Origin of the sequence: Aquirufa nivalisilvae (assembly GCF_003143535.1) — a bacterium.
GTDB lineage: Bacteria > Bacteroidota > Bacteroidia > Cytophagales > Spirosomataceae > Aquirufa > Aquirufa nivalisilvae.
The window spans coordinates 2,270,924-2,285,994 of sequence record NZ_CP029346.1 but is presented as its reverse complement, the minus strand read 5'-3'; the positions used below and the strand labels follow the sequence as shown (position 1 = coordinate 2,285,994).

General features: G+C 38.2%; 12 protein-coding genes. 8 read left to right on the top strand and 4 right to left on the bottom strand.

Annotated features, from left to right (window positions below):
* Positions 1-23: 23 nt before the first annotated feature.
* Both HME7025_RS09795 and HME7025_RS09790 read right to left on the bottom strand, forming a co-directional pair.
* Positions 24-644 carry a hypothetical protein gene (locus HME7025_RS09795; protein ID WP_109323460.1) on the bottom strand — a complete coding sequence of 207 codons (621 nt, stop codon included), beginning with the start codon at positions 642-644 and terminating at the stop codon, positions 24-26.
* 2 nt (positions 645-646) lie between these two features.
* Positions 647-859, bottom strand: coding sequence for a DUF2188 domain-containing protein (locus HME7025_RS09790; RefSeq protein ID WP_109323459.1), 213 nt, complete (start codon positions 857-859; stop codon positions 647-649).
* A 183-nt stretch (positions 860-1,042) separates the two neighbouring features.
* Between HME7025_RS09790 and kduD the strand changes: the two genes are divergently transcribed.
* From kduD to dnaG, 8 genes are all read left to right on the top strand, one after another.
* Positions 1,043-1,798 (top strand): 2-dehydro-3-deoxy-D-gluconate 5-dehydrogenase KduD, encoded by a 756-nt coding sequence (kduD, locus tag HME7025_RS09785; protein WP_109325378.1) that lies wholly within the window; start codon positions 1,043-1,045, stop codon positions 1,796-1,798.
* Between the two features lie 91 nt (positions 1,799-1,889).
* A complete protein-coding gene (locus tag HME7025_RS09780; RefSeq protein WP_109325376.1) occupies positions 1,890-3,062 on the top strand; it encodes a glycoside hydrolase family 88 protein in 1,173 nt (390 codons plus the stop codon).
* A gap of 180 nt (positions 3,063-3,242) precedes the next feature.
* A complete protein-coding gene (gene purH / locus HME7025_RS09775; RefSeq protein WP_109323458.1) occupies positions 3,243-4,763 on the top strand; it encodes a bifunctional phosphoribosylaminoimidazolecarboxamide formyltransferase/IMP cyclohydrolase in 1,521 nt (506 codons plus the stop codon).
* Positions 4,764-4,903: 140 nt separating this feature from the next.
* Positions 4,904-6,871 carry a DNA topoisomerase (ATP-hydrolyzing) subunit B gene (gene gyrB, locus HME7025_RS09770; RefSeq protein WP_109323457.1) on the top strand — a complete coding sequence of 656 codons (1,968 nt, stop codon included), beginning with the start codon at positions 4,904-4,906 and terminating at the stop codon, positions 6,869-6,871.
* A gap of 3 nt (positions 6,872-6,874) precedes the next feature.
* Positions 6,875-7,087 (top strand): hypothetical protein, encoded by a 213-nt coding sequence (locus tag HME7025_RS09765; RefSeq protein WP_109323456.1) that lies wholly within the window; start codon positions 6,875-6,877, stop codon positions 7,085-7,087.
* A 7-nt stretch (positions 7,088-7,094) separates the two neighbouring features.
* The gene (ppk1, locus tag HME7025_RS09760; protein WP_109323455.1) at positions 7,095-9,383 is read left to right on the top strand and encodes a polyphosphate kinase 1; all 2,289 of its coding nucleotides are present in this window, start codon (positions 7,095-7,097) and stop codon (positions 9,381-9,383) included.
* A gap of 26 nt (positions 9,384-9,409) precedes the next feature.
* On the top strand, positions 9,410-10,648 hold the full coding sequence (locus tag HME7025_RS09755; RefSeq protein ID WP_109323454.1) for a NupC/NupG family nucleoside CNT transporter: 1,239 nt from the start codon (positions 9,410-9,412) through the stop codon (positions 10,646-10,648).
* Positions 10,649-10,652: 4 nt separating this feature from the next.
* Positions 10,653-12,617, top strand: a complete 1,965-nt coding sequence (gene dnaG, locus HME7025_RS09750; RefSeq protein ID WP_109323453.1) for a DNA primase — start codon at positions 10,653-10,655, stop codon at positions 12,615-12,617.
* Between the two features lie 244 nt (positions 12,618-12,861).
* On the opposite strand, the gene HME7025_RS09745 is transcribed toward dnaG, so the two are convergent.
* Both HME7025_RS09745 and HME7025_RS09740 read right to left on the bottom strand, forming a co-directional pair.
* Positions 12,862-13,914, bottom strand: a complete 1,053-nt coding sequence (locus HME7025_RS09745; RefSeq protein WP_109323452.1) for a sugar phosphate isomerase/epimerase family protein — start codon at positions 13,912-13,914, stop codon at positions 12,862-12,864.
* A 5-nt stretch (positions 13,915-13,919) separates the two neighbouring features.
* Positions 13,920-15,065: a Gfo/Idh/MocA family protein gene (locus HME7025_RS09740; protein WP_109323451.1), complete on the bottom strand. Its 1,146-nt coding sequence runs from the start codon at positions 15,063-15,065 to the stop codon at positions 13,920-13,922.
* Positions 15,066-15,071: the final 6 nt, after the last annotated feature.

The window sequence follows — 15,071 nt, the reverse complement described above, 5'->3', positions numbered from 1 at the left end:
TCAATTAAGCACTTACAATTGATTTAAAATTGATTTTTTATTTCCTGAATATATTCTGGAATGGTAATGTTTTGAATATAATCCAATGCTATAATTTCATTTTTATATTGAAATAGCTTTTCATTGAATAGCCATGAATTGAATTGCATAAAGTCATCAAATATTTTCTTTGGGGGATCTTGTCTATTTATTTTTAAAGTTTCACTGAACCAGGAATATAGACATTTAAAAAGCTCTTTTGTTTCATTTTTATGGGCTTTGGTATCATAACCACTTATATCCGATAATGCCTGCATATATTCATATTTTTCAGCCTCAAGTATCAAAAAATGCTTAGCTACAAAGGTCTCTAATCCTGAGTATCTAATTCCATAGTCAATGCCTAGTTCAAATGGCATGTTCATTCGGGAAAATTCATGAATTGCTTTAGATTTGACTTTTGAAATATCATGAATACTGTACTTGCAATTTTTATTTATATCTGTAATTTTCAAAAGTCTAGATTGACCTGAATCTGAAATTTCCAGTGACAATCGAGGATTAAATCCATTTTTTATTACGATGAACAAAATGGGCTTTAAGAGATTATCAATAAATTCTTGATCAATTGGGCAATTGATAAAAATATTCTTCTCAAAATCCATTATTATTTATTGGTACTGAAAGAGTATTTGTTCTGTACCATGCCATTCTTTTTATGGATATAAAAATCGGTCTTTTGATTTTGACTTAGCTTTTGCCCGTATTCGATGGCTTTTTCTTGGCTATCGAAATTCCTTATTGCCTTGGAAGTGCCTAATTTTTTAACTGACCAACCTCCTGAAAGCGTAGGAACTACATGATTCGATTTTTTTGTCATATTGTTGTCAATTTGAAATTTAAAATTGCAACTTTTGATTATTAAAATACTTGCGCTAAATCAAGTTTTGAATTAATATCAATTGATTGATAAAAATCGATTAAAATCCTTTTTAAGACGTATTTTAGAACTTTGAGTAATTTTAATCAAGATTCGGCTTTTGAATGTAAAATTGAAACCAAGATGTTTGATTTAAGTGGAAAAGTAGCTTTAGTAACAGGATGTAAAAGAGGAATAGGTAAGGCTATGGCCTTAGGCTTAGCTGAAGCAGGAGCGGATATCATCGGAGTATCAGCTAATTTAGAATTAAGTGGTTCCGAAATCGAGAAAGAAGTGCTTTCTTTGGGGAGAAACTTTAAAGCCTACCAAGCCGATTTTTCCAATCGAGAATCTTTGTATCAACTCATCAAAAATGTCAGCTTCGATTTTCCAAGAATTGATATTTTAGTCAATAATGCCGGTACGATATTACGAGATCCTGCGGCAGAGCACTCCGATGAATATTGGGATGAAGTATTAGAAGTAAATCTAACTTCCCAGTTTATTTTGAGCCGAGAGATTGGTCGAATTATGTTGAAACAAGGCTCGGGTAAAATTATATTTACAGCCTCTTTATTAAGTTTTCAGGGTGGAATCAATGTGCCGGGATATGCAGCCAGTAAAGGAGGAATTGCCCGTTTAACCATGGCATTGGCCAACGAGTGGGCTTCCAAAGGAATTAATGTCAATGCCATTGCTCCCGGATATATTGCCACAGATAATACTGCTGCACTTCGTGATGACCCCGATCGAAGTACTTCTATTTTAAGTCGAATCCCAGCTGGAAGGTGGGGGAGCCCTGATGATTTTAAAGGGCCATTGGTGTTCTTAGCCTCAGAAGCATCCAATTATGTACATGGTACTATCCTAACAGTAGATGGAGGCTGGATGGGAAGGTAATGAATAGTAAATGGTAAATTATAAATTATAAATGATGGATGATGGGGCCGTTAAATTGAATGCTTACATCTTTGAAACAACATACAAACCAATGAAACATGTCTATCTAATTTTGTGCTTCCTTAGCACAGGACTATTTGCCCAGAAAATTGATGTCAATAAGCAGTTTGCTTTGGCAGGTCAACAGTATCAACGAATGTTAGCTGATCATCCAGATACGAGTACCACAGTCCATTCTGCTCGTCCAGATGGAACCTATCGAAATTTACCTTCTGGTTGGTGGTGTTCTGGTTTTTTTCCAGGAAGCCTTTGGTTCTTGTATGAGAAAACAAAAGATCCACAATGGGAGAAGGCTGCTCGATTATGGACTGCGGCAGTTAAGAAAGAGCAATTCAATACGGGAACTCATGATTTAGGATTTATGATGTTTGATTCCTTCGGAAATCAATTGCGTTTAACCAAAGACCCTCAAGCCAAGCAGGTCTTAATTCAATCGGCTAAATCATTAGCAACCCGCTTTGACCCTAAAGTAGGACTCATCAAATCTTGGAATAGCTTTAAGGGAGGATTTAAATATCCCGTTATCATTGACAATATGATGAACTTGGAGCTATTGTTTTGGGCATCTCGTGAGACTGGGGATAAGCGTTTTCATGATATAGCCATTACCCATGCTGAAAACACTATTAAAAATCATTTCCGACCAGATTATTCCAGCTATCATGTGATATTATATGATGAAGAAGGAAAAGTACTTGCTAAAAAACAGCATCAAGGGTACCAAGATGAGTCGACCTGGACTAGGGGGCATGCTTGGGCTATCTATGGATTTACGACCATGTATCGGGAGACTAAGAATAAGAAGTACTTGGATTTTGCTCAAAAGATTGCTGATTATTATTTGAACCATCCGAATTTACCTGCTGATAAAATACCTTATTGGGATTTTTACGCACCTAATATCCCCAATGAAGAGCGGGATGCTTCTGCGGGAGCAATTACCGCATCTGCTTTATTCGAGTTGAGTACCTATTCAGGTGCAAAAGGCAAGCGCTATTATCAGGATGCTGTGACGATGTTAAGTTCATTGTCTAGTCCTGCCTATCGTGCATCATTGGGAGAGAATAATAATTTCTTAATTAAGCATTGTGTGGGAGCAAAGTCTTTGAATTCGGAAATCGATGTGCCTTTAGTGTATGCTGATTATTACTATTTAGAAGGCTTATTACGTTATGAAGCATTGAATAAAAAAGCCAAAAACTAAATTAATTATAGAATTCTAGGGAATCCATTTTTAGGAATGGATTCCTTTTTTTTGAAAAGAGAGGTGGGAATCTTTTTACCGAGTTATTTCAATCAAAATACCCAAACAAGCATTCACATTTTCATTAGTCGGTTTTTGTTTTAATTCGTACCTTTGTGGCTTCATTTATTTCCAAGCCCCATGTCGATTAAAAAAATTCAATCAGCCTTAATTTCTGTTTATTACAAAGATGGTTTAGCCCCTATCATTCAAAAGCTTCATGAAGAAGGAGTGACCTTGTATTCTACTGGAGGAACTCAATCATTTATTGAAGATTTGGGTATACCTGTCATAGCGGTAGAAGATTTAACCGGTTATCCTTCTATTTTTGGTGGTCGTGTGAAAACTTTACACCCCAAAGTTTTTGGAGGTATTTTATACCGTCGTGATAACGCTTCCGATGTGGAAGTTGCTAAACAATATGAAATTCCAGCATTGGATTTGGTCATGGTGGATTTGTATCCCTTTGAAGAAACAGTAGCTTCAGGTGCTTCTGATGAAGATATTATTGAAAAAATTGATATAGGAGGTATTTCACTGATTCGTGGAGCAGCGAAAAATTTTGCTGATGTATTAATAGTATCTTCAAGAGATCAATATGCTGAAGTTTCTTCCATTTTTGAAGTGAATGGTGCTGGTACTACCTTGGAGCAAAGAAGAAGTTTTGCTCAAAAGGCATTCGCCGTTTCCTCACATTATGATGGTGCTATTCAGCGTTATTTCGCAGGTGAATTAGCTGATTTAGCGAATTATACTACGTTGCCATCTCATTCCTTGCGTTATGGAGAAAATCCTCATCAACAAGGTAAGTTTTATGGTGATTTAGCTGCGTTGTTTGACAAATTGCATGGGAAAGAGTTGTCGTACAACAACTTAGTGGATGTAGATGCTTGTTTGTCTTTATTGGATGAATTTGAAGAAACGGCCTTTGTTATCATCAAACACATGAATGCTTGTGGTGTGGCAACAGGAAGTTCAGTTAAGGAAGCTTATGATAAAGCATTAGCTTGCGATCCAGTTTCGGCGTTTGGTGGCGTATTAGCTACGAATCAAGAAGTGGATAAGGCCGCTGCAGAATCCATTAATCCCTTGTTCTGTGAAATTTTAATTGCACCTTCATTTACGGAGGAGGCATTGGAGATATTAAAAACAAAGAAGAATCGCATTCTTTTGAAGAGAAATCAAGTTGAATTCCCTAAGGTAATGTTCAAGACATTGTTGAACGGGGTTTTAGAACAAGATAAGGATTTGGTGATGGAAGGTGTGGCTGATTTTAAAACAGTTACGACTTTGGCACCTACTGAAGAGCAAAAAAGAGCTTTGGCATTTGCTTTGAAGATTTGTAAGCATACCAAATCGAATACGATTGTATTAGCGAAAGAAGGCCAATTGTTGGCTTCGGGAGTTGGTCAAACTTCACGTGTGGATGCTTTGAAACAAGCCATTGAAAAAGCGAGAGAATTTGGCTTTGATTTACAAGGTTCAGTGATGGCATCTGATGCCTTCTTCCCATTCCCAGATTGTGTCGAAATTGCTAGTAAAGCAGGCGTTGTGGCTGTTACTCAGCCAGGAGGATCTATCAAGGATCAAGATTCCATTAATTTCTGTGATGCCAATCAAATAGCTATGGTCATGACAGGAATTCGCCATTTCAAACATTAAGAATTTGTGTATTTTTTCCCTGAAGAATTACTAGTTTTTCAGGGAAAAAATCCTTATTTTTAAAAAATTAATTCAAGAATTTTTCGAGGACTGCCCTATGGAAATAGGTAGTTCTTCATTTAACCCTTTTACACATCATTATGTCAGAAGCACAAGATTCGGCGGCTCAAGATAGAGCAAATTACGGTGCAGATAATATCCAAGTTTTAGAAGGTTTAGAGGCGGTTCGTAAGCGTCCATCCATGTACATCGGTGATACCGGATTTAAAGGTCTACATCACTTGATTTGGGAGGTTGTTGATAACTCCATTGATGAGGCTTTAGCGGGTCATTGTGATTTGATTAAAGTAACCATCAATACCGATAATTCTATTTTGGTAGAAGATAATGGTCGTGGTATCCCAACAGGCATGCATACGAAGGAGAAGCGTTCAGCTTTGGAAGTAGTAATGACCGTGTTACATGCTGGGGGTAAATTTGATAAAGATACTTACAAGGTTTCAGGGGGTCTTCACGGGGTCGGTGTTTCCTGTGTGAATGCCTTATCTACTGATTTGAAGGTAACTGTTCAAAGAGAAGGAAAGATTTTCCAGCAAGAATATAAAATTGGTGTTCCTCAATATCCAGTAAAGGAAGTAGGTACAACAGATAAAACAGGTACTTCCGTTTTGTTTAAACCAGATGAAAGTATTTTTACCGTTACTGAATACAAATATGAAACAGTAGCAGGTCGTTTGCGTGAATTATCCTTTTTGAATGCTGGTATTCGCGTGTTTTTAACGGATTTGCGGGAGTTGGATGAAAATGGTGTAGCTAAATCGGAGGAGTTTTTCTCTGAAGGTGGTTTGCGTGAATTTGTCACTTATTTAGATGCTACTCGTGAGCCTTTATTTGCAGAGCCGATCTACATGGAAGGTGATAAAAATGGGGTTCCAGTTCAAGTAGCCATGTTGTACAATACCTCTTATTCTGAAAATGTGGTTTCCTATGTGAACAACATCAATACCATTGAAGGAGGTACCCACGTAGCTGGTTTTAGAGGAGCTTTGACTCGTACGTTGAAAAACTATGCGGATAAATCAGGTGCTTTAGAAAAGCTTAAGATTGATATTGCAGGAGATGATTTTAGAGAAGGTCTAACGGCTGTTATCTCCGTGAAAGTTGCCGAGCCTCAGTTTGAAGGACAAACCAAAACCAAATTGGGTAATGGTGAGGTATCTGGAGCGGTTTCTGCGGCTATGTCAGACATGTTAGAGTCTTGGTTAGAAGAACATCCTAAAGAGGCTCGTCAGATTGTAGCTAAAGTTATTTTAGCGGCTCAAGCGAGACATGCTGCTCGTAAGGCACGTGAAATGGTTCAAAGAAAAACGGTTTTAGGTTCTAACTCGTTGCCTGGTAAACTGGCCGATTGCTCAGATTCTGATCCTGAAATTTGTGAGTTATACCTTGTCGAAGGAGACTCGGCGGGTGGTACTGCCAAGCAAGGACGTAATCGTGCATTTCAAGCTATCTTGCCATTGCGAGGTAAAATCTTGAACGTTGAAAAGGCACAAGAATATCGTATCTATGAGAATGAGGAGATCAAAAATATGATGACCGCTTTGGGAGTCTTTTTTGGTAAGGATGGAGATGAGAAGGCCTTGAATATAGATAAATTACGTTATCACAAGATCATCATCATGACGGATGCTGACGTGGATGGAAGCCACATTCGTACCTTGATTTTGACATTCTTCTTCCGTTACATGCGTCCATTGGTGGATAATGGCTATATCTATATTGCTCAACCTCCATTGTACCAAGTGAAAAAAGGTCAAAATGTACGTTACGTGTGGACTGAAAATCAACGTGATCAAGCTGTACAAGAATTAGCTGGCGGTGGAAAGGAAGATAATGTAGGTGTTCAGCGTTATAAAGGTTTGGGAGAGATGAATGCGGAGCAATTGTGGGAAACTACAATGAATCCAGAATCAAGAACCTTGAAGCAGGTAACCATCGATTCAGCCATTGAAGCAGATTTATTGTTCTCGATGTTGATGGGAGATGAAGTTGCGCCACGTAGAGATTTCATTGAAAAAAATGCTAAATACGCCAAAGTAGACGTTTAGAGTATGAAGTTTGATTTTAAGTCTTATCACGTTAGGGCCATTAATGCGGCCGACGAAGCTGAGAAAAATGCCATTAATCAAGAATTAAAGGACTTTTACGCCAGTTTAGACGAAGAGGAAAAGAAAGTTTTTAATGCAGAGCTTCAACGATATCTACTTCAAGAAGTAGGCCGGTTGGGTTCAGATTATGAAGCAATTAAACAATCAAATGCCTAAATAAACAATGGATCATTCGAATAAAGCAGTCAAACATAGCGATACAAAAGATTCCTCCACAGGGAATCTTTTGTCATTACTAAAGCCTAAGAATTGGAAGATCAATTTGGTGGCTCCAAGAGACTCTTCTCGTAAAGTGGAAAAAGCAATGCAGAAATCGAAGGATATCATTGCTAAATCTAAGTTTATATCGAGGGATTTATCTTGGTTGAAGTTTGATGAACGTGTGCTAGATCAAGCCAGGGATAGTCAAAGAACCTTGTTTGATCGTCTAAAATTTTTAGCCATTACAGCTTCTAATTTAGATGAGTTTTTTACCATTCGAATTGGTTCTTTATATAATTACATTGATTTCGGTAAAGAGCGAACAGATTATTCAGGTTTAAGAGAAATTCCTTTTAAACAGACCTTAATCGCTGCAGCTCAAGAATTTAGTCAAGAAAAACATCGCTTGTTTGTCGAGGAAATTTTACCACTTTTCCCGGAAAATGGTCTTCTAATGGCTAATTTAGATGATCTGACATCGGAAGAAATGCAAGAAGTGGAAACATATTTTCACCGTACTATCTACCCGATGTTAACACCTATGGTTTTTGACCATACACATACTTTCCCAAGTTTGTTGGCCAAAACCTTGATTTTTGGAGTTGTCACAGTAGGTACATCAGATAAAAAAAATCACGGAAAACATAAGTCGGAAAAAGACAAAAAGATTTCCTTTGTTCAAATTCCATTGAATTTGGCTCGTTTTTACGTGATTGAACGCGATGATAAAGTCTTGTTTTTACCCATTGAACAATTAATTCGTCATCATTTACAAGTTCTTTATCGTAATGTCGAAATTGAATTTACCACCTTATTCCGGATTACTCGAAATGGAGATTTTGATGTGGTGGAGCATGAAGATGCCGAAATTGATTTCGTAGACGAGATTAAAAAGAAGATTAAAGACCGTCGTTTAGGCCGAGTAACTCGGGTAGAGGTGGAGAAGGAGCATTCTGAATTTCTTTTAGAAGAAATGTTAAAGCGCTGGTCATTAGAGAAGTCAGATATTTTCATCAAGTCATCCATTTTGGATTTTACAGCATTTTGGCAAATTGTCAAACACCCAGATTTTAAGGGGAAAATGGCCGCCAATCCTCCTGTAGTTCCAGCATTAGGATTGAAGTCGGTTAAGATTGATGATATTTTTGAAACCATGAAACGAGGTGATATTTTACTGCATCACCCTTACAATAATTTTGATCCTGTGGTACAATTGCTGGACCAGGCAGCTGATGATCCCCATGTTTTAGCGATTAAAATTACCTTATATCGCATTTCAAAAAATTCTCGTATTTCGCATGCTTTATTGCGCGCTGCAGAACAAGGTAAACACGTTTCGGTATTGTTTGAGGTAAAAGCACGATTTGACGAGGAAAATAATATCCGAGAAGCCACCAAATTGCAAAAGGCAGGTTGCTTTGTGATTTATGGTATTCCAGGTTTGAAAACTCATACCAAATTATTGCAAGTCATTCGTAATGAAGGAAATTATGTGATGAGTTATGCGCATTTGTCCTCTGGAAATTACAATGAGGATACGGCTAAGTTATATACTGATATAGGATTATTGACTACGGATAGTCGGATTACTCAAGATATTTCCGAGTTTTTCAATGTTATTACGGGGCATTCCATGCCGACCCATTATGAGCATTTGATTACGGCTCCTCGTGATATGCGTAATCGATTGCTGGAAATGATTCGTACAGAAATGGAGAATCATCAAAATGGCTTACCTTCTGGTATTTGCTTGAAAATCAATTCCTTGCAAGACACCCAGACTATGGAAATGCTGTACGAAGCATCCCAAGCAGGTGTGCCCGTGTTGTTAATAGTTCGAGGGATTTGTTGTTTGAGACCTCAAAGAAAAGGTTTATCAGAAAATATCTACATCAAATCCATTGTTGGGAATTATTTGGAACATACGCGCATATTTTATTTTCATAATGCTGGAGAGCCTAAAGTATATGGTGGTTCAGCTGATGTCATGGTGCGTAGTTTTGATCGCCGAATCGAATCTTTGTTTGAATTGGTCAACCCAAGAGCCAAGAATATGGCCATTACCATTTTATTGTGGAATTTGAGAGATACTATAAATTCTTACGAAATGCAGGAAGATGGGTCTTATTGGAAGGTGGAAAGTAATGATCCTTTCAATATTCATCAGGCATTTTATGAAATAAAAGAAGATGATTTGGTAAGTCAATTGCCATTTGATCAATTTACAGTTACATTGGAAGGTAAAATTTAGGCATACACGAACATCAATATAACATTATGGAAAGATTTACGGGGCTATTGGGGATTATTTTAATTCTGGGAGTTTCATTTTTAATGTCAAACAACCGGAAGGCGATTAATTATCGTACAGTGGGTGTCGGTTTGCTTTTGCAAATTTTTTTGGCCGTTTTTATTCTTAAAACGGATACTGGTCAGGCAATTTTCCAATGGTTAGGAGATTCAATCAATACTTTATTAGGTCAAGCTGATAAAGGAGCTCAATTTGTGTTTGGGTCATTAGTTAATCGCGACTTGATGTCGCGTGCTTTTGGTTCTGGCAATGATTATATTTTCTTTTTCAAAGTAGTTCCAACCATCATTTTTGTGGCGGTTTTGGTGAACATGTTTTATCATTTGGGCATATTACAGCGTGTCGTTGCCGCTATCGGAAAGGTGGTTCACTGGTTGATGGGCGTTAGTGGAGCGGAGGCTTTATCTAATGTGGCTTCCACATTTGTTGGCCAGGTTGAAGCTCAAATCATGATAAAGCCTTATTTGAAGAATATGACCAATAGTGAGCTGATGGCTTCTATGACAGGGAGTTTTGCTTGTATTGCGGGTGGTGTTATGGCGGTGTATATTTCATTAGGTGTGCCAGCGGCTTATTTATTGGCGGCTAGTTTAATGGCAGCTCCAGGAGCCTTAGTTATTTCAAAAATTATATTTCCAGAAACAGAGAAGTCAGAAACAGAGGGTGCTGTTAAATTGGAAAAACAAAAGTCACATGCCAATTTGGTGGATGCCATTGCTGCAGGAGCTAGCGAGGGATTAAAAGTAGGTTTGAATGTGATTGCTATGTTAATTGGTTTTATTGCCTTGATTGCCTTGGTGGATTTAGGCTTGGGTCATATTGGTAATTGGATTGGTATGCCGACTTTGTCCATGAATTTATTGTTAGGCAAAGTATTTTCTGTATTTGCCTTTGCGATGGGTGTACCTTCAGCTGATATTGAAGTGGCAGGGGCCTTGATGGGTAAGAAGATGGTTGTGAATGAGTTTGTGGCCTATTTAGATATGATGAAGGTGAAGGATACGTTAAATCCTAAAACCATTGCTATTACCAGTTTTGCCTTATGTGGTTTTGCCAATTTTAGCTCTGTGGCTATTCAAATTGGGGGTATTGGGGAATTAGCACCTTCTCGTAGAAGTGATTTAGCCAAATTAGGTTTTAAAGCCTTAATTGCAGGGACATTAGCTAGTTATTTATCTGCCACATTAGCGGGTTTATTATTGTAATTTCATGCGTATTGATCCTGAAACCGTCGAACGAATCAAACAAGCGGCCGCTGTTGCGGACGTGGTGGGCGATTATGTGACGGTGAAGAAGAAAGGTGCCAACTATTGGGCATGCTGTCCATTTCATGGGGAAAAGACTCCTTCTTTTTCTATATCTCCAAGTAAAGGAATCTATAAATGTTTCGGTTGTGGTAAAGCTGGGGATTCTGTCCGTTTTATCATGGATATTGAGGGCTTGGGGTATGGAGAGGCATTAAGGCATTTAGCCAAAAAATACGGCATAGACATTCAGGAAGAAGAATTAACAGATGACCAAATCGTTCGTCAGAACGAGCGGGAGAGTTTGTTGATCATTTTGGAATATGCCAAAGACTTTTTTAAAAAACAGTTAATAGAATCTCCTGAGGGCAAATCCATTGCCATTCCCTATTTTAAAGAGCGGGGATTTTCAGATTCCACTTTGCAAACTTTTGACTTAGGCTATAGTCCTGAATCTTGGGATATCTTTTATAAAACAGCTATTAAGCATGGTTTTAGTCAAGAAATCATCGAAAAAGCAGGTTTAGTGACCCAGAAAAATGAAGAGGGGAAAGTTTATGATCGTTTTCGCAATCGTGTCATTTTTCCTATTCATAGTGTAGCAGGAAAAGTGATTGCCTTTGGCGCTCGAATATTAAAATCAGATACCAAAAATCAAGCCAAATACCTGAATTCTCCTGAGACGGAGGTTTACCATAAATCGGCTACTTTGTATGGTATTTCTCAGGCAAAAAATGAGATTAGAGCTAAGGATATTTGCTACTTAGTGGAAGGATATACCGATGTTATTTCCTTGCACCAAGCAGGCATTAAAAATGTGGTAGCCTCTTCAGGAACCTCACTGACAGTGGAACAAATTCGACTAATTGGTCGATTTACCCAGCATGTTACTGTATTGTACGATGGTGATTCCGCTGGGATCAAAGCTGCCTTACGAGGTATGGACTTGATCTTGGAAGAAGGCTTGCAAGTTAATTTAGTCGTTTTCCCGGAAGGCCAAGATCCTGATAGTTTTGTTAGAAAGGTTGGTTATGAGGCATTTTTAGAATACATCAAATCAGAATCGAAGGATATTATATCTTTTCAAGCCAATTTGTTTTTAAAGGAAGCAGGCGATGATCCTTTTAAGCGAGCTGAATTGATTAAGGAAATGGTTCAAAGTATTTCCAAGATTCCAGATGCCATTCAGCGCAGTTTATTTGTTCAAAAAACGGCTTCTCTAATGCGTTTGGATGAGGATGTGTTGTTGGCTGAATTGAATAAAATTCACTTAAAGAATCTGAAACAGCGGGGTGGGGCAGGAGCTAATGCTTCAGAATCTATTTCGAATCAAACTTGGCAGGAGATTCAAGAAATCATTGAACCTACGGGCCAAGCAGCGACTGAAACGCAATCAAATTTAGCTTATTATCAAGAGTCGGAATGCATACGATTATTGGTTAGTTTTGGTCATTTGGAAATTAGTCCATCCAAGGCTCCAGGGGTTACTTTGATGCAGTATTTGATTGAAGAGTTGGAAGGAACACATTTTCAAACACCCCTTTTTGAAGAGATATTGGAGATATGTAAAGCGGAATTTAACCAACATCGCTTCCCTGCTCCTGAGTTTTATTTACATCACCAAAATGAAGAGATTCAAAAATTTGCCATAGATATCAGTGCTGGCAAGCATAGTTTATCGGATGTTTGGAAGGACAAGCATGATATTCGCGTGAAGTTGGAAGATGAAATGTTAGAGGATTTAGCTTTTAAAAATGTATTGCGTTTAAGAAAAGTGTATAACGATCAACATTTGCATGAGACCTTGGAGAAAATGGAATCTTTTCAGGGGGATGCGGATACTATGAATGCTTTATTATTAGACTTCATTCATTATAAGGAAATCCAAAAAAACATATCCCAAGAGCTGGGAACGGTGATTGAAAAATAATGCATTTTTCCCTAAGGCTGGCAGCGTTTGGAACGCTGACAGCCTTGCCGAAAGCTAGGGAATTTTAATCAAAAAAGACTTGTTGGAATTGATAAATAACTGAAGAAATCAGTTAATTGGTAATTCTAGAAATAAGATAATTTTATTTCTTTTAAAATCGTTCATGCTTTTACAACGCTGTCAAGGTTTGGAACCTTGACAGCGTTTAAGCAAAAAGCTGGTAAAAGCATGAATCGCTTTATTCTTATAATCCTAATACACGCTTGTTGAACTCTTCATCAGCACCACCACCTGCAAAATCATCAAATACTTTTTCAGTAGCTTTGATAATGTGGTTAGCAATGAATGGAGCACCTTCAGTAGCTCCTTGTACCGGATCTTTAATACAGCATTCCCATTCTAAAACAGCCCAACCATCGTAACCGTATTGAGTTAATTTAGAAAAGATACTTTTGAAATCCACTTGGCCATCTCCCAATGAACGGAATCTACCCGCACGGTTTATCCATGATTGATATCCTCCATAAACACCTTGTTTCCCTGTTGGGTTAAACTCAGCATCTTTCACATGGAACATTTTGATGCGCTCATGGTAGAAGTCAATGTATTGCTTATAATCCAAAGCCTGTAAAACAAAGTGGGATGGATCGTACAATAAATTGGCACGCTTATGTCCTTTTACTGCATCTAAGAACATCTCATATGAAACCCCATCATGCAAATCTTCACCTGGGTGAATTTCATAACAAAGGTCTACTCCGCATTCATCAAATTGATTCAAAATAGGAGTCCAGCGACGAGCCAATTCGGCGAAACCTTGTTCCACTAATCCCGCAGGACGCTGAGGCCAAGGATATACCGTATGCCACATCAAGGCACCAGAAAAGGTAGCATGCGCGCTCAAACCTAAGTTTTCTGACGCTTTGGCTGCATACATCAATTGTTGAACAGCCCATTCAGTTCTAGCCTTTGGATTTCCTTTCACCGAATCAGGAGCAAATCCATCAAACATGATGTCGTAAGCAGGATTAACAGCTACTAATTGTCCTTGTAAGTGTGTAGAAAGTTCGGTGATTTGCAAGCCTTTAGCTGCAAGCATTCCTTTCAATTCATCACAATATGTTTTCGATTCCGCCGCTTTTTGTAAATCGATGCAGCGAGGATCCCAAGATGGGATTTGAACTCCTTTATATCCTAAGCCCGCAGCCCAGGTTGTAATTCCGTCTAATGTATTAAATGGAGCCTCATCACCCAAAAATTGGGCTAAAAAGATAGCAGGTCCTTTGATGGTTTGCATAGTAATTAAATTTTAACCCACGCTTGTTTGCGGGTACTTTCAAGAATTTTTTCACAAATCAATAATTCACGGTATCCATCAGCAAAGGTTGGATAGCTTGGCTTTTCTGGTTGCTTGCCTTGCTCAATTGCCGCATAAACTTCCTTGAATAATTGCTTCGAAGTATCTGGGAAACCTTCATTATGTCCTCCAGGGAAAGTCATGATGGCTGAAGCTTCAGGATAGGCTAATGATGGATCACGCATCAATACTTGGTTCGCTTGATCTCTATTTCCTAACCAAACTTCGTTAGGAGCTTCTGAATTCCAAGCAAAAGTTTTCTTAGATCCTGAAATCTCTAATTTCAATTGGTTTTTACGTCCTGCTGATACTTGAGATACCGTAATAGATCCACGGTTGCCATTATCAAAACGTAATAACACGTTGGCATGATCTTCCGTTGTAATATTCACATCCGCATAATCTTCTGGTTGAAGCATTTTGCCCGAATATGTCTCAATTGCTTTCAATGGCTTCTTACGTGTAGGGTGTACCGTATTGAAATCGGCCATCACTTCTACCGTTTTTAAACCTGTGATGTATTCAATGATATCCATTAAGTGCGAACCAATATCAGCAATGGCACGTGAATCACCTGATTTATCTGGTTCTAAACGCCAGTTGTAATCTGTTTCATAAAACAACCAATCTTGTAAATATGAACCAATGATAGAATATACATCACCCAAATCTCCTTTTTCACGCATAGTTTTCATTTGACGTACCAAAGGATAGTAACGTAAATTGAAGTGAACCGCATTCACTTTACCTGACTTTGCAGCTAATTCCACTAATTCTTCTGCTTCATGCAAGTCTTTAGCCAAAGGTTTTTCACAAACCACATGTTTGCCAGCTAATAAGGCCGCTTTCGACTGAGAGTAGTGTAAGAAGTTAGGAGTACAAATGTGTACGCATTCGATGTCATCTTGTTTCATTAATTCATCAAATGTATACCAACGAGGAATCCCCAATTGTTTGGCCTTAGCTTCTGCTAATTCAATGGTAACCTCACAAAGTGCAGCTACCTCCACATTCGGTAATCGTCTTAATGCCTCAATATGAGCAGGTCCAATAAAGCCTGTTCCTACGATTCCAACTTTAATTTTTGTCATGTTATT